This is a genomic window from Bacillus sp. FJAT-42376, from assembly GCF_003816055.1.
Taxonomy (GTDB): Bacteria; Bacillota; Bacilli; order Bacillales; family Bacillaceae; genus Metabacillus_B.
On sequence record NZ_CP033906.1, the window covers coordinates 3568275 to 3592641 of the forward strand.

Here is a 24367-nt window from a genome sequence, read left to right on the forward strand (position 1 = left end):
GTTCAGCCTCCTTTCTGATTATATACAAAACAGGCAGCCGCTGATGGGCTGCCTGCAAAGCTTCTGTTTAAGGGAAACGCGGGAACTGTTTGAAGTCAGGATTGCGTTTTTCTTTAAACGCATCTCTTCCTTCTTTCGCTTCATCCGTTGTGTAATACAGTAGAGTCGCATCTCCGGCAAATTGCTGGATGCCTGCAAGACCGTCTGTATCTGCGTTGAAAGCTGCTTTAAGGAAACGGATGGCCGTTGGGCTTTTCTCCAAGATTTCCTCACACCATTGAACCGTTTCTTTTTCCAGCTGCTCCAGAGGAACAACTGTGTTGACAAGCCCCATGTCCAGTGCTTCCTGTGCACCATACTGACGGCACAGGAACCAAATTTCACGTGCCTTTTTATGGCCGACGATGCGTGCCAGATAACCTGAACCATAGCCTGCATCAAAGCTTCCAACTTTAGGGCCAGTTTGTCCAAACACAGCATTTTCAGCTGCAATTGTAAGGTCGCAGACGATATGAAGAACATGTCCGCCTCCGATGGCGTATCCGGCCACCATCGCAATGACGGGTTTCGGAATCACACGGATGAGTCTTTGCAGATCCAGTACATTTAAACGTGGAATTTGGTCTTCTCCCACATAGCCTCCATGGCCGCGGACCTTCTGATCTCCGCCAGAGCAAAATGCTTTTTCTCCGGCTCCGGTAAGAATAATGACCCCAACATTCGAGTCGTCTCTTGCATAAGCAAAAGCATCAATCAACTCCATAACCGTTTTGGGACGGAATGCATTATGTACCTCAGGACGATTAATTGTGATTTTTGCAATACCATTGTACGTTTCATAAAGAATATCTTCATATTTACGTTCTGCTACCCATTCAAATGACATTGATAAAACCTCCTTATTGTTTTAGAAACCCATTTACTATTGTACCAAATAATCGCGGCTGTTCCACGTGGATTGCATGTCCGGCTTCTTTTACTTCTATATATTGGCTGTATTTGAACCGCTCATTCATATCTTTGCCGATTTTGCAGAACTTTGAATCCAGTTCTCCCGCCATAATAAGAACCTGCAGCTCACTTTTCCCCAGCTCATCCCACAAATTTGGCTGACTTCCTGTTCCCATTCCTTTTAGACTGTTTGAAAGCCCCTCCGGACGGTTGGCCAGACGCTGAGCGCGGATGAAGGCCTTTTTTTCCTCACTTAACTTCTCCTGGCTGGCAAACAAAGGCTGCTTTTCCCAATGGCCTATGAAAGAAGCCACCCCTTCTGAAAGGATCCGCTCCGCTAAGAGAACATCGCTTTCCCTTCTTGCTTCTCTTTCTTTTGCTGTTTTCAGCCCGGGAGAAGCACTTTCTAAAATGAGCCGCTCGACTCGTTCGGGATAAGCAGCAGCAAAACATAAAGCAGTCCTTCCGCCCATAGAATACCCTGCTAAAGAAATTTTCGGCAATTCAAGTTCATCCAGCAATCTGGCTAAATCTTTGCACACTTCTTGCATGGTGTAACGCGCGTCATTTTCAGGAGCTTCCGTTTTCCCGTGTCCAATCAAATCGATGCGGATGAGTGTATATCCTTGAAGCAAAGGAAGCATTTCATCCCAATCGTTTAAAGAACCGGTAAATCCGTGAAGAAGAAGAAGCGGCGCTCCCTCACCGTGAATGTCAATATGGTAGCTGACCCCTCTGATGCTTTTAATCATTTTTCATTTCTTTCATTATTTCCTGGGAAACAAATTGCAGCAAATCACGATGGATTTTGACACGCGTATGGCGGTTTGTCGGAACTTCAATCAGGCGGATTCCACTTCCCCCAACTGACTGTTTAAAGGTCTCCCTGAACTGTTCCCAGCTCGCCACTTTTGAATAAGAAGCATTGTAAAGATCAGCTGCTTTTCTGTAATCAAGCCCTATAGGTGTGCCGAATAAGGATTCAAAATGTTTTTCCTCGGATGATTGGGGAAGGAAGGAGAAAATTCCCCCTCCATCATTGTTTAAAAGAATGATGGTCATCGAAATGTCATTCAATTTCGCTCCGAGAAGGCCATTTAAATCATGATAAAGGGATAAATCACCAATAACGAGTACAGTTGGAGTTTTTGAAGCAGCTGCCACACCGAGGCTGCTTGAAACTACTCCGTCGATTCCATTTGCCCCTCTGTTCGCGTAAACCGTTATGTTTTGATCCGTGATTCCCAGATATGTATCCGCGTCACGAATCGGCATGCTGTTTCCGACAAACAGCTGAGAATCATCCGGCATGAGATTCATTAGCTCAAGGAACGTTCTTCCTTCAAAAAGATCGGAACCTTCTTCCGCATGGGAAATATACTGGCGGAACTTGTTATTCGCCGTCTTCCATTTGGAGGTGTATTCCTCATTTTCCCCTGCTTGCAATCCTCCTGCCAGCTGCCGGCAAAAGTCCGCCTCGTTTACAGAAAACAATTCCGCTGCTGAGAGGGTAGGGTCTCTCCAATTTCCGTTTTGATCAGCGACAATCTGATAAATTTCAGGTGAATCTCTGAGCATAAGAAACAGCGGTTTGGAAACCGGCATCGCCCCTAATCGAATCACGAGCTCCGGTTTTAGGCGTTCTCTTAGATTTTCATCTTTAAGAATGGAATCATAATGTTCGATCACCAGCTCTTTAGAATGAGAACCTGACCGGATGTTGGAGAGCGGATCCGCAAGAATCGGGAAACCTGCTGCTGCTGCCAAAGCGGCGGCTGCCTCTTTATATTCAGGATCTTGTATTTCCCCGCAGACAATTACACCTTTCTTTGTTCCATTCACCAGCTGCTGCAGTCTGCTGATTTCACCGGTTTTAATCTTCATATCTGCCTGGCCCTTTACAACATGCTTCTCTCTTGTTGCTTCATCACGCCACAAAAAAGGAAGTTCAAGGTTTGGAACAAGCGGTTCACGGAAAGGAAAGTTCAAATGAACGGGACCCATTGGCTTTGCCGCAGACTGCCCATAAGCTCTTCCGGCAAGCGTTCTGGCATACCGGTGCATAAAGGGATGATCCTCAGGAACCGCTGCGTCCACAAACCATTTCACATATTTCCCGTACATATCATTTTGGTTAATGGCCTGCGGTGCTCCAACGTCTCTAAGTTCATGAGGCCGATCGGCAGTCAATACGATCAGCGGAACATTGGCATAATGTGCTTCCACGACAGCTGGAAAATAATTCGCCGCTGCCGTACCGGATGTACAAAGAAGGACAATGGGCCGCTGCAATCGCTTCGCCATTCCAAGGGCATAGAATGCAGCCGACCGTTCATCAATTTGAAGATGCGTTTTTACTTCCGGATGTTCGGAAAATAAAATCGCAAAAGGAGTCGATCTTGAACCCGGACTGATTACTGCATCGGTTATTCCCTGTGCGGCCAGTTCATCAATGAATCCCGCTGCATACTTGGTTAAGGAATCACGTTCTGTCATATTTAAGGCCTCCCAGAGCTGAAAGCATTGGTCTCAACTTCATTTTCGTCTCTTCATATTCCATTTGAGGATCTGAATCCTTTACAATGCCGCATCCTGCATATAAAGCCGCTGAATGTTCATTGATCAGGCTCGAACGGATGGCAACAGCAAATTCGCCATTCCCGTCTGAATCAATCCATCCAATTGGGGCAGCATACCATCCCCGGTTCATTGGTTCAATATCTCTGATCATCTTCATCGCCTTATCCTGCGGAAGACCCCCAAGTGCCGGGGTTGGATGAAGATGCTTAACAATTTCAAAGAGGGATGATCCATTTTTTATATTCCCCTCAATCGGCGTGTATAAGTGCTGAACATTTTTTGTTTTGTAAATGCCCGGGCCATCTGGACATAGAATTTCAGAACAATGGACTTGAAGGGCTTCTTTGATCATTTTCACAACATAAGCGTGCTCTTCAAGGTTTTTTTGATCTGCAAGCAGCTCCCTTTCAAGAAGCTGGTCTTCTTTATTAGAAGAACCGCGTTTAATGGTACCTGCCAGACATGCTGATCGGACATGATGGTCTTTCATTTTCACCAGTCTTTCGGGAGTAGCCCCCATAAAACTTGCCCTTCCGTTTTCAAAGACGAAGCGGAAGGAGGACTGCTGATCCTCTGCCAGTGTTTTTAGCACAGCAGGCACATCAATCGGCTTCTCTGAGGTCAGCGTAACTTCCCTCGCCAGTACCACTTTGTCTAGTTCACCCTTACGGATGGATTCCGTCGCCTTTGTAATAGAAGAAAGCCACTCTCCGGTATCGTGCTCCTTCAGCTCAAATGGCGCAGGAGTGCCCGGCCGAACAATTTTTCCCCGGCTTAGCTTTTTTATATAAAGCGTCTTATCATTAAAATCAGCTTCAGCCTCTTCCAGTGTTTCATTCGGCTGAATGACTTTGCTGATCGTGACTTCAGGCTTCTGCCCTTTTTTCCAAGTGCACATGAACCTCGGCAGGACAAAACGGCCTTCTTTAAACGGCTTCCAGAGGGGGCTTGAGTTTTTCAATGGATCAAAAGAAAAACCGCCCATAAGAATCGGACCCTGCTTCCGTTCAGAATCTGAGCAGTCTATATATTTTTTAAAGCGCTTCCATTCCGTTTCAATCTCCGTAAATCTTTCCGCAGACTGTTCAGCTGTCTCAATAATCCATTCATTTCCTGCTCCAACGATTGTTTCATCTGAATGAGGCGACATCCAAAAGGTCCGTTCGCCCGCATAAAGGTCTTCCGCTGCGGCATAAAAATGAAGGGGGGTTATATGAGTAACAGGAATGGTCCGGCTGACTATTACCTGCAGTCCTTGATGTGCTTCTTGAACCGCTAAGGCTAAAGTCTCCCTGAATGTTTTGCGCATTGTGGTAATCACGTTGCATACCCCCGTAATCCGTAAAAATCGCTTTTTCTAACATACACCCGCTTACCAGGTGTGTCAATAGAATGAAACAGGCAGATTCTGCTTCTTATCCTTATTATAATATGTTTTCCTATACGAATAAATCGGAAACCCTTGACGGACCTTCTCGAGTACCGTCTCATTGACAGTAAGTGTCTATTTAACTACACTTAGAGTTGAAGAAGATTGTCTTCTATTGTGAACTAAAGGAGAGAAAAGAAATGCATCCTGACACACACACGCATTCAGCTCCTTCCATAGAACCTGATAAAAACTGGCGGATCTGGTGGACGCTCATGCGGCCCCACACCTTAACAGCTGCCTTTATTCCGGTTGCGATTGGCACTGTCTTGGCCATGAAGGAAGGATCATTTAATGTTTGGCTGCTGTTGGCTATGCTGATAGCGTCCGTGCTCATCCAGGCGGCTACAAACATGTTTAATGAGTACTTTGATTTCAAAAGAGGCTTGGATAACGAGAACTCTGTTGGAATCGGAGGAGCAATTGTAAGAAACGGGGTAAAACCGCAAACCGTTCTTGCATTAGCGTTCACCTTTTTTGGAATTTCAACTCTGCTCGGCATTTATATTTGCATCGAGTCCAGCTGGTGGATTGCTGCGATCGGTACGCTCTGCATGGTTGCCGCTTATTTTTATTCAGGTGGACCACTGCCTATTGCCTATACTCCATTTGGTGAGTTAACAGCCGGTCTTTTTATGGGAGTCGTCATTATTTTAATTTCGTTTTATATTCAAACCGGGACCGTCAATCTAACGGCATTTTTAATTTCCCTGCCGGTCTCACTCTTGATTGGCGCCATCAACCTTTCCAATAATATCCGGGACCTGGACGGCGACAAGGAAAACGGACGGAGAACACTGGCTATTCTGATTGGCCGTAAAAAGGCCATTGATTTTCTTGCCTTTACCTTTATTTGCTCTTATCTTTTCATTATCGGCTTTATTATCGCAGGCATTGCCCCTTTATGGAGCCTCCTTGTATTTTTGAGTGTTCCAAAATCTCTCTTTGCCGTCAAATCATTTAGAGGAAAAAGTCTTCCAATCGAAATGATGCCGGCAATGATTGCTACCGCCCAGACAAATACACAGTTCGGTTTTCTTCTGGCAGCCGGCCTGTTTATCAGCTATCTTTTCTGACACGGTCATCGGCCGTGTTTTTTTTTGTACTTTGCTTATACTAAGATGAGTCTAGCCAAGAGGATAGGGAACTGCAGTCCGCCCATTAAAACGGACTTTTTCAGCAAAAACAGAAAGGAGACTTGCTATGCTAACAGATCAGCAGCTGAATGTCTTCCGGAAACAACTGCAAACTAAAAAAGAAGAACTGGAAAAAAGATTTGCGGAGAACGGACATTTCGGACTTGAAAGCGGACATCCGCACGACTCTGCAGGAGAACTGTCAAGTTATGATAATCATCCTGGAGATGAAGCAACAGAGTTATTTGAGCGGGAAAAGGATATAGCCTTAAATGAGCACGCCGAAGAAGAGCTGCGTGATATTAAACGCGCGCTAATGGCGATTGAAAACAAAACGTACGGGAAATGTGAAGTTTGCGGCGAGGATATTCCGTCAGAACGGTTGGAAGCCATCCCTTCTGCCACAACATGTAAAGCTCACTCCCCTAATCAATCTGTTTCATCAGACAGGCCGATTGAGGAGCAGGTACTGGCTCCTCCATTTGGGAGGTTTACTTTTGATAATCGCGATGTGGAAGCCTTTGACGCCGAGGATACTTATCAGGAGACAGCACGCTATGGCTCCTCTGAATCCCCATCCGATTTTGAATATCCTATGGAGGATTACAATGATGCCTATACAGAGTCAGATGACCGCATTGGATATGTAGAAGACTTTGAGAACTTTGCCGGCACAGATATGGAAGGGAAGAATGTGACGATTTTTCCAAATAAACAGCATGAAAAGTATGAAGATGAACTGGATGCAGAAGGCATTATGACCTCTTTTGGAGACTTGCCTTCTTCTGAAAAAGAACCATATACGGATCATTGAGCCAGGACCATTATCCTGGCTTTTTATCTTTGCCTATCAGCAGGTTTCAATGAAACCACTTAAGTGAAAAGATAGAAATAAACGATAAGGAGGATGACATATGCTTCGATCCATTTTCATTTTCATTATTACATACGCGTTGTTTTCAATAAGCGGGTTTCTGTTTCAGATTGACCAAACCTGGTATAATGCCCTGATTAAACCGGAGTGGACACCCGGCGGAGGAACGATCGGACTCATTTGGGCTGTCTTGTTTGCATGCATTGCTGCATCCATTACAATCATTGATCGAAAACTGAAAGGTCTTGCCAAGGCAGCGCCTCTCTTTTGGGTCATTCTTATCCTGAATTATGTATCCAACCAGTTGTTCAGTTTTTTTCAATTCACCCAGAAAAATCTTGGACTTGCCTCAATCGATTGTGCCATTGTGGCAATTACCGCCCTTATTTTAGCTGTATTAGCTTTTCGAATACAAAAATTTTCCGGTCTGCTGCTTATTCCATACGTGCTTTGGACCTTCTTTGCCACGTATTTGTCCTTTACCTTTTATTCGATGAATGGATAACTCGTAAAACAGGAACCGCCCTGCTAAAAAGAGCTGATATGAAAGTTGATACTTTCACATCAGCTCCTCTTTTTATTTTTCTTCCCACTGTGTTAAGTATGGATAAGGATTAATGGCTTTAAAGGAGGAATCGTACAAACCGAAATGAAGATGAGAAACAAACTTTCCTGTCGTCCCCTCAGGCCCGTAACCGCTGTTTCCTGCGTACCCGATTAATTGGCCTTTCTTAATGCTGCCTCCAGGTTCCAAACCATCTGCATATTTTGAGAGATGGGCATAATAAACATTAAATCCGTCTGGTGTGTTCACCGTTAGCCTCCATCCTCCCAGTTCATTCCACCCTTTCCGTGAAATGCTTCCATCCGTTGCGGCATAAACCGGAGTCCCCTCCTCAGTCATAATATCGGTTCCTTCATGAACACGGGCCCCTCCGTATTCTCTTGATTTTCCCCATGTATCATCAAAAGGATCATATGTACCTTTTTTTAATGGAAATTGACCGCTGTCAAGAGATGATGGTGCCTCATCAGCTTGAACTTCCAGCCTCTGTCCTGCATAGATCACATCGGTTTGAAGTCCATTCAGGCTTTTAAGACTGGCGGTGCTCATCTTATATTCCATCGCAATTCCGCTAAGTGTCTCCCCGTTTTGAACGGTATGGATTGACGCGCCTTTTACTCGATTTCCGTCCGCATCCGTCTTCAGGATTTGTCCGGAATAAATAAGGTCTGAAGTCAGCCCATTCAGCTGCTTGATTTCTTGAAGAGACATATGATAGCTGTCTGCCAGCTGAGAGAGAGTATCTCCTTCTTGAATGGTTACCGTTTCTGCCGCTGCCGGAAGGGTAATAGAAACTGCTGAAAATGCTGCTGCCAGCATAACTGGCACGTACGTTCGCTTCATGTTGCCGCATTCCTCCTAATCATAGTCAGATAGACATCTATCCCTGAAAGGATTCGAAGAGGAAGCGCTCTTTACTGCGCATCTTGAAAAAATCAAACTCATTTTCCTATAAAGTAGGGAATTTTTACAGATTCAGGTGCAGTTAGACTCTTGATGGGAATTCTCCGATTTGCCTAGAACCTCACTTTTCGCCTTCTTCTGCATATGTTAAAGCAAATGGCACAGGAGGAAAGTGAATGAACCTTGCAGTGAAACCTGACAGAAAGACAGCTGTCCTGCTCGCAGACTGCTGCCTCCTCGCGTACGACCAAGTAAAAAACGGAGGGGACTTTAAGGTTCCGGACGGATTTGTAAAAGTGGCTGCTTTAAAGGGGAATGTACTTGGCCAAAGCGAATGGATTGGCTTTATCATTGAATCTGATCAGCATATCATTACCGCTTTTAGAGGGAGTCAATCTGATCCGGACTGGGCAGCTACAGGGGACATTGAACAGGCTCCTTATCCCTATTCTTCTGCAGGATTCGTTCATGATGGATTTCTTGGAATCTATCGCTCATTTCGGAATGAATTCTACAGCCTGATTAAAAACCCGGCTCCACGCAAAAGTCTGTACTTCACGGGACACAGCCTGGGAGCTGCATTAGCGGGACTCGCTTCTCTTGATGCGGCTGAAAACACAAAGCATTCCGCCATTACCATGTACAATTTCGGGAGTCCTAAAATTGGAAACCGCCGTTTCGTATCCTCTTATGGCAAATCTGGGATCCGCTATTGCCGATTTGTAAACAAAGAAGATCTCATCCCATTTCTTCCGCCAGCTAAAATTACGGATTTCAGTGCAGGGAAAAATTATTACTATGCGCACTTACCGAATCAATGTGTATTCTCTCTGCAAACCGGTACAATTGCAGGAAACCATAGTATGAAAATTTACCGCAGGGCAGCTGAAAAACTTGCCGATTGAATAGAAGCTGTCCAAAAAGTATCGTACATCTCTCACTTGCTATATAACTTAGATTAGGGAAGGAGCCTCCTCATCCTGGGAGCGTGCGGTGAGCATCAAAGGCCTAATCGCCTCCGGGGTCTCACCTTTCCCGCTGCTCCCGCCGAAGTATCTTCCTTCCGCTTCAATCAGCATGGATTTAAAACGAAAACAGGGAAACGCTCGGAATGCGTCTCCCTGTTTTTAGTAATGGGAAGTCTCAGACCAGTTTCTTATATCGGTTTAATTCCCCAAATATCATCCGCATATTCTTTAATGGTGCGGTCACTTGAAAAGGTTCCGGAATGGGCAATGTTAATGAGCGATTTTTCTTGCCATTCTTTCTTATTAATAAAAGTTTTCTCGACTTTCTGCTGCGCTTCTGCATAGGAGGAAAAATCCTTGAGAACAAAATATTGATCATTGTGTGCCAGGAGGGAATCGTAAATCGCCTCAAATTCGCCCTCTGTCTCATGGAAGAATCCATTGATCAGCTGATCGGCAGCCTGGCGGATCCGAACATCGTGATGATAATATTCAGTGGAATGGTATCCTCCGTTTTCATAATAATCAAGAACTTGCTCTGCAGTAAGGCCAAAGGTAAAGATATTAGCCGGTCCAACAGACTCAAGAATTTCCACATTTGCACCGTCAAGTGTTCCGAGAGTCAGCGCACCATTCATCATAAATTTCATATTTCCGGTTCCGGATGCTTCCTTCGAGGCAGTCGAAATCTGCTCACTTATGTCGGCGGCCGGAAAAATCGATTCAGCCAGGGATACACGGTAGTTCTCCATAAAAACAACTTTGATCATTTTGGACACCTTAGGGTCTGAATTAACTTTTTCGGCAAGAGAATTAATGAGTTTAATCACTTTCTTGGCGTAATAATACCCCGGAGAAGCTTTTGCGCCGAAAATAAACGTACGCGGGTAAACAGAAAAATTAGAATCTTCCCTGATTCGATTATACAGATACATAATATGGAGCACATTCAGCAGCTGACGCTTGTAGGCATGAAGGCGTTTTACCTGAACATCAAAAATGGAGGAAGGATCAATCTTCATGGAAGACTGTTCAAAAATTCTCCGGGCGAGCAATTCCTTTCGGCGCTGCTTTATTTCTCCGGACTTTTCTTTCATTCCTTCATCATAAATAAACCGCTTCAGCTGGATCAGCTGATCAGGATCCTTCACCCATGAATCGCCTATTGCTTCGGTTATAAGATGGGCAAGTTCCGGATTGGCTTTAAGCAGCCATCTTCTGTGAGCAATTCCATTTGTTTTATTGTTGAATTTCTCAGGTTCAAATTCATAAAAAAGCTTCATTTCACGCATTTTGAGGATATCTGAATGAATCTTGGCCACACCATTTACACTATGGCTTCCGGCAATCGCAAGGTGGGCCATTTTAACAAGTCCGTGAGCGAGAATCGCCATTTGCTCGATTCGGTTCCAATCTCCCGGATACCGATCCCAAAGTGCCTGACAATAACGTTCGTTAATTTCTTCGACGATCATATAAATACGGGGGAGGAGCGGCTTAAATAGATAAATCGGCCATTTTTCCAGCGCTTCTGACAATGTGGTGTGATTCGTGTAGGAGATGGTTTTTGTCGTAATGTGCCAAGCCTCATCCCACTCCATTTTTTCCTCATCCAATAAAATTCTCATCAGTTCAGGAATGGCTAGCACTGGGTGGGTATCGTTTATATGAATAGCAATTCTTTCATGAAAATCGTGAAGGCTGCCGTTCTTTTTCCTGTAGGAACGAATAATGCTCTGCAAACTTGAAGAGACCAGGAAATACTGCTGCTTCAACCGCAGAATTTTGCCTTCATCATGGGTATCATCGGGGTATAGAAATTCTGAAACAGCTTCTGTTTCCCGCTTATAGGTAAGCAGATCCCTGTTAAGCGGCGGATGATGCGCGGGTTCGGCACTCCACAGCCGCAGCGTATTAACGGTATTTGTCTGATAGCCAATCATTGGCATATCGTAAGGGACGGCCACAACGGTTTCAGGAGCAATATGCTGAAATTCAAGTCTTCCGTCTGCCTCCCTGCTTTCAACAGAGCCCCAGAACGAAATATCCACGGCCTGATCGGGTTTTCTTACTTCCCAAACATTTCCGTGGCGCAGCCACTGCTCGGGATACTCAACTTGATACCCATCTGCAATTTTCTGATCAAACAGACCATGCTTATACCGGATTCCGCAGCCATGTCCAGGCAGATCAAGGGAAGCAAGCGAATCAAGAAAGCAAGCAGCAAGGCGGCCAAGACCGCCATTGCCCAGACCCGCGTCCGATTCGGATTCCTCTATCGCCGTTAAACTGATTCCCAGCTCTTCAAGACCCCGTTCTACTACGTCCCTGATTCCTAAATTCAAAAGATTTTGACCCATAAGCGTGCCAAGTAAAAATTCAATTGAAAAGTAGTATACCTGCTTGTTATTGGCAGACCGGTGCTTCTCATTTGTCTGTATCCAGTTCGTGCTGATGTATTCCCTTACCATATGTCCTAGAGTGTTGTATTGATCCCTGCTGGTAGACTCTCTGAATGTTTTTCCATATGTCATTTCCAGCCTTTTAAGAAAGCTTTTCTGAAAAGATTCTTTACTTGAGAACAATACTCCCACTTCCCATCAAATCAGTATAGAGCTGATTATATTTGCTGGCAGACTGAGACCAGCTGTAATCCTGGCTCATGGCATTCGTGACAAGTCCGTTCCATAATTCTTTATCTTCTCTGTAAATAGACAGCGCACGTCTGATTGTGTGCATCATATCATGCGCATTAAAATTTTTAAAAGAAAAACCGTTTCCATCGCCTGTGGCTTCATTGTAGGAATGAACGGTATCATTTAATCCTCCCGTTTCCCTCACAATGGGAATGGATCCATATCTCAGTGCTATTAATTGTCCGAGGCCGCATGGTTCAAACCTTGAAGGCATCAGAAATAAGTCAGATCCGGCATACACTCTGTGTGCTAACGGCTCATCAAAGCCTATGTACGCTTTTACACTCTCAGGATACTTATGCTCCATATGACGGAAGTAATTCTCAAATTCAGCTTCACCCGTACCGAGAATAATCCATTGAGTATCCCCATCTATCAATTCTTCCATGACATGCCGCACAAGGTCCAGCCCTTTTTGTTTCGTCAGCCTTGTCACCATTGAAATGACAGGTACGTCCGGTCTCTCGGGAAGACCAAACATTTTTTGCAAAGCCGCTTTATTTTCCTGTTTTTTCTCAAGACTCGCAACATCATACGGAGCCTTTAAAAAAGGGTCCTTCGCAGGATTATAGATTGTGTCATCGATTCCATTCAGGATTCCGCTTAATGATGCCCCTTTCGCTCTCAGCAAGCCGTCCATTCTCTCCCCATAATAAGGAGTTTGGATTTCCTGCATATAAGTCGGACTTACCGTTGTAATCGCGGAGGAAGACACGATGGCTGCCTTCATAAAATTTACACATTGATAAAATTCCAGTTTATCGGGTGTAAAATCCTCATGTCCAAGGTTCAGGAGATCATAAATGATCTCCTGAGGAAAAATCCCCTGGAACTCCAGATTATGAATCGTAAATACAGTTTTAATCTCAGAGTAAAATGGATCCGCGGCATACACCTCATTGAGGAAATAGGCAACCATACCTGTATGCCAGTCATGACTGTGAATAATATCAGGCTGGAAATCTATCTCTTTCATGGCCTCAAGAACAGCTCTGGAAAAAAAGGAGAACCTTTCACCATCGTCGTAATGCCCATAAAGAGAGTCACGTTTAAAATAATATTCATTATCCAGGAAATAATACGTGACCCCATCCATTTCGAATTCTTCAATGCCGCAATATTGAGATCGCCATCCGACAGCCACTTCAATCTCCCGCACTTTTTTCATTTTTTTTCTATATTTTTCGGGAATCTGTCCGTACTTTGGCATCATCACCCTCACATCAGAACCCATGCGTGCCAGTTCTTTAGGCAGGGCTCCCGCTACGTCCGCCAATCCGCCTGATTTGACGAACGGAACACATTCGGATACAGCAAAGAGAATTTTCACGACTTGATCAGCACTCCTTGCACGGACCCTTTTCGAAGAACGATCGGATGCTCCATCGTTCCTTTCAGAACTTCATGGCTTCCTACTCTGACATCCTTATCTAAAATTACATTTTCAAGGACACAATTTTCACCAACCGAGGATTTCTGCATGACAATTCCGTTCTTAATCACCGTATCTTTTCCTACATGGACAGCTCTGAAAAGAATCGAATTCTCTACATGGCCCTCAATAACACACCCGTTTGCAATCATGGAATTGCGGACATAAGAAGATTTCAAATATTTAGTCGGCGGTTCATCTTTCACCTTTGTATAAACAGGTGAAGACTTAGGGAACAGCTCTTTCCAAACTTCAGGCTTTAATAAATCAAGGCTGTATCGGAAATAGGACTGGATGGTATCAATAGCGGCAACATATCCCTTAAAGGCATATTCACAGATGTTAAGCTGGGATCTGCCTTCGTTCACAACTTGGTTTAGCGTTTTGAAGCCGCGCTCATCATAAGAGGAAATTAAATCCTTTAGAAGAGAAGTTTTCAGAACGTACATTTGAAGAGAGGCGCCATCTTTGCAAATCTCAGTTACATCACATCCCATTTCAATATGATGCTTAAGCACTTTGCAGAAGTCGATATTGCAGACAGTATGGCTATTAGCAATGACCGTATATTCCTGACGGCTTCTATTGAAATAATCATAATGATCCTTAAACTGACGGAATGAACCAAATTCGTCGTATTCGTCATGAAGGTGCGGAGAAGGGAAAAAGAAAAGGCCATCGCGCTTCCGGTTCAAATCCCATTCCTTTCCTGATCCAAGATGATCCATTAATGAACGGTATTGATATTTTGGGAAAATAGCCACGCTATCCACCCCGGAGTTCACCATATTTGAAAGGACAAAGTCGATTAACCGGTACCTTCCTCCGAAAGGAATTGCAGCCATTGACCGGTTTTGAATCAAATCATCGATATCCAGACTATGTGCTGTCGCATCAATTATTCCAAGCATGCTCATATTCATGCTCTGCCACCTCTTTCTTATCTACTGGTTTATTTATATTTTCTATTCAGTGACTTTCGCATCCCGCGCAACTGCTTGCTGCTGTCGAATATAGTCCGGAGTTACAAGCAGGACTTCTTCCAGTTCTGCATTGGAACGGATGACCGTACCGTCTTCAATGGTCACTCCGCCCGGGACAATGGCATTTTCAATATATACGTTGTTCCCGATTACGGCATCAGGCATGACGACACATTTTTTCACATAAGAATCTTTGCCGACCGTTACTCCCTGGAACAGCACCGAATGGTGAACGGTTCCATATACTACACAGCCTTCATTAACGAGAGAATCTGTTACTTCTGCTTCGGCAGAGATAAATTGAGGCGGCTGATTCGGATTGACGGAATAAATTCTCCAATCCTGACTGAACAAATTAAGCTCCGGATCATCTGCCAGTAAATCCATATTGGCTTCCCAAAGGCTTTTAACTGTCCCCACATCTTTCCAGTATCCTTTAAATGGATAAGCGACGAGTTTTTTCTTTTCTTCAATTAACAAAGGAATAACATCTTTTCCAAAGTCGTTGCTTGAATACGGATTCCGTTCATCCATCTCCAGATATTCCTGAAGCACCGACCACTTAAAGATATAAACACCCATTGATGCCAGATTGTTTTTAGGATTTTGAGGTTTCTCATCAAATTCTGTGACTTCCAGCTGGTCATTTGTATTCATAATTCCGAACCTGTTTGCCTCTTCCCAAGGAACTTCAATGACTGAAATAGATACGTCAGCGTTTCTTTCAATATGATAGTCTAGCATCTTAGAGTAATCCATTTTGTAAATATGGTCTCCTGACAGAATCAGAACATATTCAGGATCATACTGCTCTAAGTAGTTTAAATTTTGATAGATGGCGCTGGCTGTTCCTTTGTACCATTTTACCTCTGATGATTCTGCATACGGAGGAAGAACCGTTACCCCTCCATTTTTACGGTCCAGATCCCATGCACTGCCGATTCCAATGTAGGAGTGAAGAACCAGCGGCTGATATTGAGTCAATACCCCTACCGTGTCGATTCCTGAGTTTGTACAGTTACTTAAAGGAAAGTCTATTATTCTGTATTTCCCTCCGAATGGAACGGCCGGTTTTGCCAAATTTTTCGTTAACGAACTAAGACGGCTGCCTTTTCCCCCTGCCAGAAGCATTGCTACGCATTTCTTTTTCATTGTTGTTCTCCTTCCTCTTTTTAATTGCTCTCAGCAAGCTAAAACCAAATGGCGGAACCGTCATACTAATGCTGTACGGCTGGCCATGTAGTTCCTCATTTTCCGCTTTCAGCTCTTTATGATTGATTTGTCCGGAACCACCGAACTTTACGTCATCACTGTTCAATATTTCAACATACCGTGTATCAGCAGGTACCCCGATTTTATAATCATGGTACACGTCGCTTCGGAAGTTGCATACGGCAATTAGCAGTTCTCCATCCTTTAATCCTTTTCTCATAAAAGAATAGATGCTCTGCTCCGCATTATCTGCATCAATCCACTCGAATCCTTCTGGCGAATGATCCAGTTCAAATAGAGGACGCTGCTTTTTATACACATTAAGCAGCTCTTTAAAATAGACTCTGGTTTTACTGTGAAGCTCAAACTCTTCCAAAAACCAGTCAAGCTGTTCAAGGTCCTTCCACTCATCAAACTGTCCAAATTCCGCTCCCATAAACAGCAATTTTTTGCCGGGATGTGCAAGCATATATCCCATTAAAAGTCTCAGCTGTGCAAACTTTTGCCAATAGTCGCCCGGCATCTTATTCAGCAATGACTTTTTGCCGTAGACGACTTCATCATGAGAGAAAGGCAGAATAAAATTCTCATTAAAAGCGTACATGAATGAAAACGTCATTTTGTGATGAATGTGCCTGCGTTCGTGCTGATCCGTTTCCATGTATTCCAGGACATCGTTCATCCATCCCATATTCCATTTATAGTTAAAGCCCAGTCCTCCATCAGATACTGGTGCTGTTACAAGCGGCCAGTCTGTTGAATCTTCAGCAATCATGAGCACCTGCGGATCGTAGGCAAAAACCGTTTCGTTTAGTTTTTTCAAAAAGCTTACTGCATATGGATTTTCAAAAGCGGAATCCGTATTGGGCCAATAAAGCATATTCGCTACTGCATCAACCCTGAAACCATCAATATGATATTTCTCCAGCCAAAAAAGGGCATTAGAGATCAAGAAACTATGTACTTCCGGTTTGCCCAAGTCGAAATTGGCTGTACCCCAAACCTCATTCTCCCGGTCTTTATAATTTTCATATTCGTAAACCGGCTCACCGTCAAACATATAAAGCCCATGCGCATCCTTGCAAAAATGACCTGGAACCCAATCCATAATTACCCCGAGATCATTTTGGTGAAAGAGATCAATAAATGCCATAAACTCTTGCGGTGTTCCATATCTGCTCGTTGCAGCAAAGTAGCCGGTTCCCTGATAGCCCCAAGATCTGTCGTAAGGATGTTCTATGACGGGCATCAGTTCAATATGGGTAAAACCATGTTCCAAAACATAGGGTATAAGTTCTTCAGCAAGCTCTTTATACGTATATAAACTTCCATCCTCTTTCTTTTTCCAGGATGCCAGGTTCAGCTCGTAAATGAAAAATGGTTTTTGATATATATTTTTGGCCTTTTTCTTTTTCAGCCACTTCTGATCGTTCCATTTGTATCCGTTCAAATCCGCCACAACCGAAGCGGTATTTGGTTTCACCTCCGCATAAAAGGCAAACGGGTCCGCTTTAAGAAGCCTGGAACCATTTTTGGTGATTAGCTCATATTTATAAACATCTCCAAGCTTAATATCCGAAAAAAACCCAGACCAGATTCCCTGGCTGCTTATTTTTTCAAGGGCATGTCCTGTACCTTTCCACTCATTAAAATCCCCCGCAATTCTTACTTGTCTCGCATGCGGTGCCCAAACGGTGAATTGAACTCCTTTTACTCCATCAATGGTTTTTAAATGAGCGCCAAATTGATCAAAGCTCTTGAACAAATTTCCTTCATGAAACAAATGAACTTCGAATTCTGTAGGACTAGCAATCATCCAGAACGAACCCTCCCCGCTTTTTAGGGTGTATCCCAATCTATATACCCCTATTTATACTTTTTAATTCACTTTTTCAAAAAAAAAACCTTTTATGCAAGCGTTTTTATATTTAGACATAATCCAACAAAAAAAAATGCATGTGAATAAATTGTTATTTCTATAAATAAATGTACAAGAAGAATAAAATAAATTGAGAAAAAACCTTTATTAAATAAAGGTTTAGGAATAACCAGAAAATATATCCATTATTCTAAGAACATAGTATACTGAAAAATTTGTCGAATGTTTTTTTTAAAAGTTCCCGTGCAAAATGAGATTTCATGGAGAAGAAAGAAGGAATGTCCTCCTTCTATTAAATACATAAGGAGAATTTTGTCAGTAAATTGATTCGTTCATCATAGATTGAATCGGTAAAGATGAATGACAGAAAAAGACTTCTTCTGAAAAATGGTTGCCCACAGCATCTGTATGTTATATATTTTCAAAAACAGCATGAGGAGGTTTTCATTTGCTTTCATTGGAAGAACCGAATATGAAATATAGAGATGCATATATGGATTTTTACAAGGAGTGGAAAGAATCCGGAGAAAAAATTGTCCCTTGGATAGCGGCGAGAGACCCAGTCAATTTTTCAGCATATCTTCAATATATGGAATCGGAAAAAATCGAAGGAAACATTTCGCCTCATTTTGTACCTCACTCCACGTACTGGCTTATTGATGAAGCAGGGAAAGTTGTAGGTTCAGTGAATGTAAGGCATAGATTAAACGATTCTTTATTACAGCGCGGCGGGCATATCGGCTATGGAATCAGGCCCTCAGAAAGAGAAAAAGGATATGCTGCTGCTATTTTAACTTACGCTCTGGAAAAGACGAGGGAATTGGGGATTACGGAAGTACTAGTGACATGTGACCAAAAAAATATCGCCTCTGAGAAAACCATTATTAAAAACGGCGGACAGTTCGATTCATTATTTACAGACGAAGATGGCAGCATTGTAAAACGGTTTTGGATTAAAAATGAATAGTTTACACGGGAAAACAAACAGATTGTAAAACCATATGTCACTCTCACCCCAGTCAAAAGGTAAATAGGAATAGGCAGACGATACTGTCAGAGCTTTTCGTCAAGAGAAAACCATAGAAAAAAACGCTGCGATAACGCAGCGTTTTTATTATGACCCGTACGGGATTCGAACCCGTGTTACCGCCGTGAAAGGGCGGTGTCTTAACCGCTTGACCAACGGGCCATTATGAATGGCGGAGAAGGAGGGATTTGAACCCTCGCGCCGCTTACGCGACCTACACCCTTAGCAGGGGCGCCTCTTCAGCCACTTGAGTACTTCCCCGTATATAAATAGATGATCTGTGAAGGAATTCTCACAAATCTGCCTGAATCTATAAATTTAAATGGCTCCGCAGGCAGGACTCGAACCTGCGACCGATCGGTTAACAGCCGATAGCTCTACCACTGAGCTACTGCGGAATAAAATGGGCCTGAATGGACTCGAACCATCGACCTCACGCTTATCAGGCGTGCGCTCTAACCAGCTGAGCTACAGGCCCATATTCAAATTGAAATGGAGCGGGTGATGGGAATCGAACCCACTACATCAGCTTGGAAGGCTGAGGTTTTACCAGTAAACTACACCCGCAAATATGGGGCGACTGATGGGAATCGAACCCACGAATGTCGGAACCACAATCCGATGCGTTAACCACTTCGCCACAATCGCCAATATACAATAATAAATGGTGGCTTGGGACGGAATCGAACCGCCGACACATGGATTTTCAGTCCATTGCTCTACCGACTGAGCTACCAAGCCATTATGTTATGTATCACTTGCACCATCGAATAAATCTCAGAATCATTATTCATTCTTATATGCTCCGGTGCTTATGAGCTGCTTAAGCCCCTTGCTTTTAATTAAGGTATCATATGTATCATCTAAAAACAAATGGCGGTCCGGACGGGACTCGAACCCGCGACCTCCTGCGTGACAGGCAGGCATTCTAACCAACTGAACTACCGGACCATTTTGGTTGCGGGGACAGGATTTGAACCTGCGACCTTCGGGTTATGAGCCCGACGAGCTACCAGACTGCTCCACCCCGCGACAATAAGAAATATAAAGTTTATTCATGCTCCCAGACAGCTGACTGTCCTCGCTTCAGGAAGTAGAATTTTAAAAATGGAGGAGGAAGAGGGATTCGAACCCCCGCGGGGTTTGACCCCCCTGTCGGTTTTCAAGACCGATCCCTTCAGCCAGACTTGGGTATTCCTCCGGGTAATAGAAATGGTGGACCTTGTAGGACTCGAACCTACGACCGGACGGTTATGAGCCGTCTGCTCTAACCAGCTGAGCTAAAGGTCCTATATGGTAGCGGCGGAGGGGATCGAACCCACGACCTCACGGGTATGAACCGTACGCTCTAGCCAGCTGAGCTACGCCGCCATATAGATGATTAAATAAATATTGGTGGAGCCTAGCGGGATCGAACCGCTGACCTCCTGCGTGCAAGGCAGGCGCTCTCCCAGCTGAGCTAAGGCCCCAATATGTATGGATGGTCGGGAAGACAGGATTCGAACCTGCGACCCCTTGGTCCCAAACCAAGTGCTCTACCAAGCTGAGCTACTTCCCGATAAATGGCGCGCCCGAGAGGAGTCGAACCCCTAACCTTTTGATCCGTAGTCAAACGCTCTATCCAATTGAGCTACGGGCGCATTATAATTAAAGTGCCGAGGACCGGGATCGAACCGGTACGGTAGTCACCTACCGCAGGATTTTAAGTCCTGTGCGTCTGCCAATTCCGCCACCCCGGCATTATGGGATTGGAGCGGAAGACGGGATTCGAACCCGCGACCCCCACCTTGGCAAGGTGGTGTTCTACCACTGAACTACTTCCGCAAAATCAAGATGCGGGTGAAGGGAGTCGAACCCCCACGCCCGAAGGCGCTAGATCCTAAGTCTAGTGCGTCTGCCAGTTCCGCCACACCCGCATATTAAATTAAATGGTGAGCCATGAAGGACTCGAACCTTCGACCCTCTGATTAAAAGTCAGATGCTCTACCGACTGAGCTAATGGCTCCTTGGTTTGCCTACACTCTGAAGTTTGCAGGACGCCCAAATCTCAGAAAGCTTATTCAAGCAGCGGCTCCATTTGGGCGCTGGTGTTTCGCTTCGAAGATTATTCGAACGTGCTCTGCCGACTGAGCTAATTGAGCATACGGCCAAAGAAAATGGTGCCGGCAAGAGGACTTGAACCCCCAACCTACTGATTACAAGTCAGTTGCTCTACCAATTGAGCTACACCGGCAAGTGGTGGAGGATGACGGGATCGAACCGCCGACCCTCTGCTTGTAAGGCAGATGCTCTCCCAGCTGAGCTAATCCTCCGAAGTTAAAGCCGTCAAAGCTTTAACACATATGTATATGCCTGGCGGCGTCCTACTCTCACAGGGGGAAACCCCCAACTACCATCGGCGCTAAAGAGCTTAACTTCCGTGTTCGGTATGGGAACGGGTGTGACCTCTTTGCCATAGTCACCAAACATATTTCTTAAAAAAGCGACAAGATTTATTATATCTCTTTTCAGAAGAAAAACAAGATATTTTTCGATCTTTTTTTGCTCTTTCAAAACTAGATAACGATGTGCTTCACGAGTAGGGAAGCCTTACTTGAATAAAGGTTAAGTCCTCGACCGATTAGTATTCGTCAGCTGCACGTGTCGCCACGCTTCCACCTCGAACCTATCAACCTGATCATCTTTCAGGGGTCTTACTCAAATGATGGGAAATCTCATCTTGAGGGGGGCTTCATGCTTAGATGCTTTCAGCACTTATCCCGTCCGCACATAGCTACCCAGCGATGCCTTTGGCAAGACAACTGGTACACCAGCGGTGCGTCCATCCCGGTCCTCTCGTACTAAGGACAGCTCCTCTCAAATTTCCTGCGCCCGCGACGGATAGGGACCGAACTGTCTCACGACGTTCTGAACCCAGCTCGCGTACCGCTTTAATGGGCGAACAGCCCAACCCTTGGGACCGACTACAGCCCCAGGATGCGATGAGCCGACATCGAGGTGCCAAACCTCCCCGTCGATGTGGACTCTTGGGGGAGATAAGCCTGTTATCCCCGGGGTAGCTTTTATCCGTTGAGCGATGGCCCTTCCATGCGGAACCACCGGATCACTAAGCCCGACTTTCGTCCCTGCTCGACTTGTAGGTCTCGCAGTCAAGCTCCCTTGTGCCTTTACACTCTGCGAATGATTTCCAACCATTCTGAGGGAACCTTTGGGCGCCTCCGTTACATTTTAGGAGGCGACCGCCCCAGTCAAACTGCCCGCCTGACACTGTCTCCCGGCCCGATCAGGGCCGCGGGTTAGAAGTTCAACACAGCCAGGGTAGTATCCCACCGATGCCTCCACCGAAGCTGGCGCTCCGGTTTCCAAGGCTCCTACCTATCCTGTACAAGCTGTGCCAAAATTCAATATCAGGCTGCAGTAAAGCTCCACGGGGTCTTTCCGTCCTGTCGCGGGTAACCTGCATCTTCACAGGTACTATAATTTCACCGAGTCTCTCGTTGAGACAGTGCCCAGATCGTTACGCCTTTCGTGCGGGTCGGAACTTACCCGACAAGGAATTTCGCTACCTTAGGACCGTTATAGTTACGGCCGCCGTTTACTGGGGCTTCAATTCAAAGCTTCGCTTGCGCTAACCTCTCCTCTTAACCTTCCAGCACCGGGCAGGCGTCAGCCCCTATACTTCGCCTTGCGGCTTCGCAGAGACCTGTGTTTTTGCTAAACAGTCGCCTGGGCCTATTCACTGCGGCTCTTCAAGGCTATTCACCCTAAAGAGCACCCCTTCTCCCGAAGTTACGGGGTCATTTTGCCGAGTTCCTTAACGAGAGTTCTCTCGATCACCTTAGGATTCTCTCCTCGCCTACCTGTGTCGGTTTGCGGTACGGGCACCATTTTCCTCGCTAGAAGCTTTTCTAGGCAGTGTGGAATCAGGAACTTCGGTACTTAATTTCCCTCGCCATCACAGCTCAGCCTTAACCAAGGGACGGATTTGCCTATCCCTTGAGCCTACCTGCTTGGACGCGCATATCCAACAGCGCGCTTACCCTATCCTCCTGCGTCCCTCCATTGCTCAAACGGAAAAGAGGTGGTACAGGAATCTCAACCTGTTGTCCATCGCCTACGCCTTTCGGCCTCGGCTTAGGTCCCGACTAACCCTGAGCGGACGAGCCTTCCTCAGGAAACCTTAGGCATTCGGTGGAGGGGATTCTCACCCCTCTTTCGCTACTCATACCGGCATTCTCACTTCTAAGCGCTCCACCAGTCCTTCCGGTCTGGCTTCACAGCCCTTAGAACGCTCTCCTACCACTGTTCTGAAAGAACAGTCCACAGCTTCGGTGATCCGTTTAGCCCCGGTACATTTTCGGCGCAGGGTCACTCGACCAGTGAGCTATTACGCACTCTTTAAATGGTGGCTGCTTCTAAGCCAACATCCTGGTTGTCTAAGCAACCCCACATCCTTTTCCACTTAACGGATACTTGGGGACCTTAGCTGGTGGTCTGGGCTGTTTCCCTTTTGACTACGGATCTTATCACTCGCAGTCTGACTCCCATAGATAAGTCTTTGGCATTCGGAGTTTGACTGAATTCGGTAACCCGATGAGGGCCCCTAGTCCAATCAGTGCTCTACCTCCAAGACTCTTGCTATGAGGCTAGCCCTAAAGCTATTTCGGAGAGAACCAGCTATCTCCAGGTTCGATTGGAATTTCTCCGCTACCCACACCTCATCCCCGCACTTTTCAACGTGCGTGGGTTCGGGCCTCCATTCAGTGTTACCTGAACTTCACCCTGGACATGGGTAGATCACCTGGTTTCGGGTCTACGACCACGTACTCATTCGCCCTATTCAGACTCGCTTTCGCTGCGGCTCCGTCTCTTCAACTTAACCTTGCACGTAATCGTAACTCGCCGGTTCATTCTACAAAAGGCACGCCATCACCCGTTAACGGGCTCTGACTACTTGTAGGCACACGGTTTCAGGATCTGTTTCACTCCCCTTCCGGGGTGCTTTTCACCTTTCCCTCACGGTACTGGTTCACTATCGGTCACTAGGGAGTATTTAGCCTTGGGAGATGGTCCTCCCGGATTCCGACGGGATTTCTCGTGTCCCGCCGTACTCAGGATCCACTCAGGAGGGAACGAAGTTTCGATTACAGGGCTGTTACCTTCTCTGGCGGGCCTTTCCAGACCGCTTCGCCTACCCCGTTCCTTTGTAACTCCGTGTTGAGTGTCCTACAACCCCAGAAGGCAAGCCTTCTGGTTTGGGCTGATCCCGTTTCGCTCGCCGCTACTCAGGGAATCGCATTTGCTTTCTCTTCCTCCGGGTACTTAGATGTTTCAGTTCCCCGGGTATGCCTTCCAGACTCTATGTATTCAAGTCAGGATGCTGCTCCATTACGAGCAGCGGGTTTCCCCATTCGGAAATCTCCGGATCAACGCTTACTTACAGCTCCCCGAAGCATATCGGTGTTCGTACCGTCCTTCATCGGCTCCTAGTGCCAAGGCATCCACCGTGCGCCCTTTCTAACTTAACCTGATAACGGAGTTATCTTCGTTAGAAGCTGAAAACAGATGTCTTCAGACTTTTCATTTCATTCTGCGATAGACGCAGAAGAAAATCGTAAGGTTCTTTCTTACTCGTGTGAATGTTTGACATTCATATCGTTATCTAGTTTTCAAAGAACAAGTTAAGAGAGAATGATCTCTCAAAACTAAACAAATTCGAAGTGCGTCCGTTA

Annotated in this window: 15 protein-coding genes, 21 tRNA genes and 2 rRNA genes; 5 read left to right on the plus strand and 33 right to left on the minus strand. The window is 45.3% G+C overall.

From position 1 onward, the window contains the following. Window positions 1-67: 67 nt before the first annotated feature. The 4 genes from menB to CEF21_RS17900 are packed head-to-tail and all read right to left on the minus strand — an operon-like array spanning window position 68 to window position 4852. The gene (menB, locus tag CEF21_RS17885; protein ID WP_123918743.1) at window positions 68-886 is read right to left on the minus strand and encodes a 1,4-dihydroxy-2-naphthoyl-CoA synthase; all 819 of its coding nucleotides are present in this window, start codon (window positions 884-886) and stop codon (window positions 68-70) included. Window positions 887-899: 13 nt separating this feature from the next. Further along, window positions 900-1703: a 2-succinyl-6-hydroxy-2,4-cyclohexadiene-1-carboxylate synthase gene (gene menH / locus CEF21_RS17890; RefSeq protein WP_123918745.1), complete on the minus strand. Its 804-nt coding sequence runs from the start codon at window positions 1701-1703 to the stop codon at window positions 900-902. Next, window positions 1696-3447 (minus strand): 2-succinyl-5-enolpyruvyl-6-hydroxy-3-cyclohexene-1-carboxylic-acid synthase, encoded by a 1752-nt coding sequence (menD, locus tag CEF21_RS17895; protein ID WP_123918747.1) that lies wholly within the window; start codon window positions 3445-3447, stop codon window positions 1696-1698. Before menD ends, menH begins: the two co-directional genes overlap by 8 nt. Next, on the minus strand, window positions 3434-4852 hold the full coding sequence (locus CEF21_RS17900) for an isochorismate synthase (protein WP_123918749.1): 1419 nt from the start codon (window positions 4850-4852) through the stop codon (window positions 3434-3436). Before CEF21_RS17900 ends, menD begins: the two co-directional genes overlap by 14 nt. Before the next feature lie 248 nt (window positions 4853-5100). On the opposite strand from CEF21_RS17900, the gene CEF21_RS17905 reads away from it, so the two are divergent. The 3 genes from CEF21_RS17905 to CEF21_RS17915 all read left to right on the plus strand — a co-directional run bounded on the left by CEF21_RS17905 (window position 5101) and on the right by CEF21_RS17915 (window position 7475). Then, the gene (locus CEF21_RS17905; protein ID WP_123918751.1) at window positions 5101-6036 is read left to right on the plus strand and encodes a 1,4-dihydroxy-2-naphthoate polyprenyltransferase; all 936 of its coding nucleotides are present in this window, start codon (window positions 5101-5103) and stop codon (window positions 6034-6036) included. Between the two features lie 127 nt (window positions 6037-6163). After that, complete coding sequence (locus tag CEF21_RS17910) at window positions 6164-6910, plus strand: yteA family sporulation protein (protein ID WP_123918753.1); 747 nt, start codon at window positions 6164-6166, stop codon at window positions 6908-6910. Between the two features lie 100 nt (window positions 6911-7010). After that, on the plus strand, window positions 7011-7475 hold the full coding sequence (locus CEF21_RS17915; protein ID WP_123918755.1) for a TspO/MBR family protein: 465 nt from the start codon (window positions 7011-7013) through the stop codon (window positions 7473-7475). A 72-nt stretch (window positions 7476-7547) separates the two neighbouring features. On the opposite strand, the gene CEF21_RS17920 is transcribed toward CEF21_RS17915, so the two are convergent. Continuing rightward, entirely contained in the window at window positions 7548-8378 is an 831-nt protein-coding gene (locus tag CEF21_RS17920) for a LysM peptidoglycan-binding domain-containing protein (RefSeq protein ID WP_123918757.1), read from the minus strand. Window positions 8379-8614: 236 nt separating this feature from the next. On the opposite strand from CEF21_RS17920, the gene CEF21_RS17925 reads away from it, so the two are divergent. Continuing rightward, entirely contained in the window at window positions 8615-9343 is a 729-nt protein-coding gene (locus tag CEF21_RS17925; protein ID WP_123918759.1) for a lipase family protein, read from the plus strand. A gap of 251 nt (window positions 9344-9594) precedes the next feature. Here CEF21_RS17925 and CEF21_RS17930 read toward each other — a convergent pair whose 3' ends face one another. The 5 genes from CEF21_RS17930 to glgB are packed head-to-tail and all read right to left on the minus strand — an operon-like array spanning window position 9595 to window position 17545. Further along, on the minus strand, window positions 9595-11991 hold the full coding sequence (locus tag CEF21_RS17930; protein ID WP_123918761.1) for a glycogen/starch/alpha-glucan phosphorylase: 2397 nt from the start codon (window positions 11989-11991) through the stop codon (window positions 9595-9597). Continuing rightward, complete coding sequence (gene glgA / locus CEF21_RS17935; RefSeq protein WP_123918763.1) at window positions 11978-13432, minus strand: glycogen synthase GlgA; 1455 nt, start codon at window positions 13430-13432, stop codon at window positions 11978-11980. The genes CEF21_RS17930 and glgA overlap by 14 nt, the downstream gene beginning before the upstream one ends. Next, a complete protein-coding gene (locus tag CEF21_RS17940) occupies window positions 13429-14457 on the minus strand; it encodes a GlgC family sugar phosphate nucleotidyltransferase (protein ID WP_123918765.1) in 1029 nt (342 codons plus the stop codon). Before CEF21_RS17940 ends, glgA begins: the two co-directional genes overlap by 4 nt. Window positions 14458-14499: 42 nt before the next feature. Further along, window positions 14500-15669: a glucose-1-phosphate adenylyltransferase gene (locus tag CEF21_RS17945; protein WP_123918767.1), complete on the minus strand. Its 1170-nt coding sequence runs from the start codon at window positions 15667-15669 to the stop codon at window positions 14500-14502. Next, on the minus strand, window positions 15614-17545 hold the full coding sequence (gene glgB / locus CEF21_RS17950; RefSeq protein ID WP_123918769.1) for a 1,4-alpha-glucan branching enzyme: 1932 nt from the start codon (window positions 17543-17545) through the stop codon (window positions 15614-15616). The genes CEF21_RS17945 and glgB overlap by 56 nt, the downstream gene beginning before the upstream one ends. Before the next feature lie 535 nt (window positions 17546-18080). On the opposite strand from glgB, the gene CEF21_RS17955 reads away from it, so the two are divergent. After that, a complete protein-coding gene (locus CEF21_RS17955) occupies window positions 18081-18575 on the plus strand; it encodes a GNAT family N-acetyltransferase (RefSeq protein ID WP_123920373.1) in 495 nt (164 codons plus the stop codon). A gap of 150 nt (window positions 18576-18725) precedes the next feature. Here the strand turns inward: CEF21_RS17955 and CEF21_RS17960 are convergent. The 23 genes from CEF21_RS17960 to CEF21_RS18070 all read right to left on the minus strand — a co-directional run bounded on the left by CEF21_RS17960 (window position 18726) and on the right by CEF21_RS18070 (window position 24163). Next, a tRNA-Glu gene (locus tag CEF21_RS17960) sits at window positions 18726-18797 on the minus strand. Between the two features lie 8 nt (window positions 18798-18805). Then, a tRNA-Ser gene (locus tag CEF21_RS17965) sits at window positions 18806-18896 on the minus strand. Between the two features lie 62 nt (window positions 18897-18958). After that, a tRNA-Asn gene (locus CEF21_RS17970) sits at window positions 18959-19033 on the minus strand. 6 nt (window positions 19034-19039) lie between these two features. Continuing rightward, window positions 19040-19113, minus strand: a tRNA-Ile gene (locus tag CEF21_RS17975). Between the two features lie 15 nt (window positions 19114-19128). Beyond that, window positions 19129-19202: transfer RNA gene (locus CEF21_RS17980), tRNA-Gly, on the minus strand. 5 nt (window positions 19203-19207) lie between these two features. Further along, window positions 19208-19283, minus strand: a tRNA-His gene (locus CEF21_RS17985). 17 nt (window positions 19284-19300) lie between these two features. Beyond that, window positions 19301-19376 (minus strand) — tRNA-Phe (locus CEF21_RS17990). Between the two features lie 133 nt (window positions 19377-19509). Then, window positions 19510-19586, minus strand: a tRNA-Asp gene (locus CEF21_RS17995). 4 nt (window positions 19587-19590) lie between these two features. Next, a tRNA-Met gene (locus tag CEF21_RS18000) sits at window positions 19591-19667 on the minus strand. A 76-nt stretch (window positions 19668-19743) separates the two neighbouring features. Then, window positions 19744-19836, minus strand: a tRNA-Ser gene (locus CEF21_RS18005). A 12-nt stretch (window positions 19837-19848) separates the two neighbouring features. Further along, a tRNA-Ile gene (locus CEF21_RS18010) sits at window positions 19849-19925 on the minus strand. 4 nt (window positions 19926-19929) lie between these two features. Continuing rightward, a tRNA-Met gene (locus tag CEF21_RS18015) sits at window positions 19930-20006 on the minus strand. A 22-nt stretch (window positions 20007-20028) separates the two neighbouring features. Then, window positions 20029-20104, minus strand: a tRNA-Ala gene (locus CEF21_RS18020). A 12-nt stretch (window positions 20105-20116) separates the two neighbouring features. Continuing rightward, window positions 20117-20193 (minus strand) — tRNA-Pro (locus CEF21_RS18025). Between the two features lie 5 nt (window positions 20194-20198). After that, window positions 20199-20275 (minus strand) — tRNA-Arg (locus tag CEF21_RS18030). Window positions 20276-20288: 13 nt separating this feature from the next. Next, window positions 20289-20374, minus strand: a tRNA-Leu gene (locus tag CEF21_RS18035). Between the two features lie 10 nt (window positions 20375-20384). Further along, window positions 20385-20459, minus strand: a tRNA-Gly gene (locus tag CEF21_RS18040). Window positions 20460-20469: 10 nt separating this feature from the next. Beyond that, window positions 20470-20551: transfer RNA gene (locus tag CEF21_RS18045), tRNA-Leu, on the minus strand. Window positions 20552-20564: 13 nt separating this feature from the next. Next, a tRNA-Lys gene (locus tag CEF21_RS18050) sits at window positions 20565-20640 on the minus strand. Window positions 20641-20792: 152 nt separating this feature from the next. Beyond that, window positions 20793-20868: transfer RNA gene (locus CEF21_RS18055), tRNA-Thr, on the minus strand. A gap of 3 nt (window positions 20869-20871) precedes the next feature. Next, window positions 20872-20947 (minus strand) — tRNA-Val (locus CEF21_RS18060). Window positions 20948-20985: 38 nt separating this feature from the next. Further along, a 5S ribosomal RNA gene (gene rrf / locus CEF21_RS18065) occupies window positions 20986-21101 on the minus strand. Window positions 21102-21235: 134 nt separating this feature from the next. Next, a 23S ribosomal RNA gene (locus CEF21_RS18070) occupies window positions 21236-24163 on the minus strand. Between the last annotated feature and the right edge of the window lie 204 nt (window positions 24164-24367).

Bases quoted from the DNA above. Each gene is read 5' to 3' on its own strand.
- menB (WP_123918743.1), bottom strand. From the start codon at position 886: ATGTCATTTGAATGGGTAGCAGAACGTAAATATGAAGATATTCTTTAT.
- menH (WP_123918745.1), bottom strand. From the start codon at position 1,703: ATGATTAAAAGCATCAGAGGGGTCAGCTACCATATTGACATTCACGGT.
- menD (WP_123918747.1), bottom strand. From the start codon at position 3,447: ATGACAGAACGTGATTCCTTAACCAAGTATGCAGCGGGATTCATTGAT.
- CEF21_RS17905 (WP_123918751.1), top strand. From the start codon at position 5,101: ATGCATCCTGACACACACACGCATTCAGCTCCTTCCATAGAACCTGAT.
- CEF21_RS17910 (WP_123918753.1), top strand. From the start codon at position 6,164: ATGCTAACAGATCAGCAGCTGAATGTCTTCCGGAAACAACTGCAAACT.
- CEF21_RS17915 (WP_123918755.1), top strand. From the start codon at position 7,011: ATGCTTCGATCCATTTTCATTTTCATTATTACATACGCGTTGTTTTCA.
- CEF21_RS17920 (WP_123918757.1), bottom strand. From the start codon at position 8,378: ATGAAGCGAACGTACGTGCCAGTTATGCTGGCAGCAGCATTTTCAGCA.
- CEF21_RS17925 (WP_123918759.1), top strand. From the start codon at position 8,615: ATGAACCTTGCAGTGAAACCTGACAGAAAGACAGCTGTCCTGCTCGCA.
- CEF21_RS17940 (WP_123918765.1), bottom strand. From the start codon at position 14,457: ATGAATATGAGCATGCTTGGAATAATTGATGCGACAGCACATAGTCTG.
- CEF21_RS17945 (WP_123918767.1), bottom strand. From the start codon at position 15,669: ATGAAAAAGAAATGCGTAGCAATGCTTCTGGCAGGGGGAAAAGGCAGC.
- glgB (WP_123918769.1), bottom strand. From the start codon at position 17,545: ATGATTGCTAGTCCTACAGAATTCGAAGTTCATTTGTTTCATGAAGGA.
- CEF21_RS17955 (WP_123920373.1), top strand. From the start codon at position 18,081: ATGAAATATAGAGATGCATATATGGATTTTTACAAGGAGTGGAAAGAA.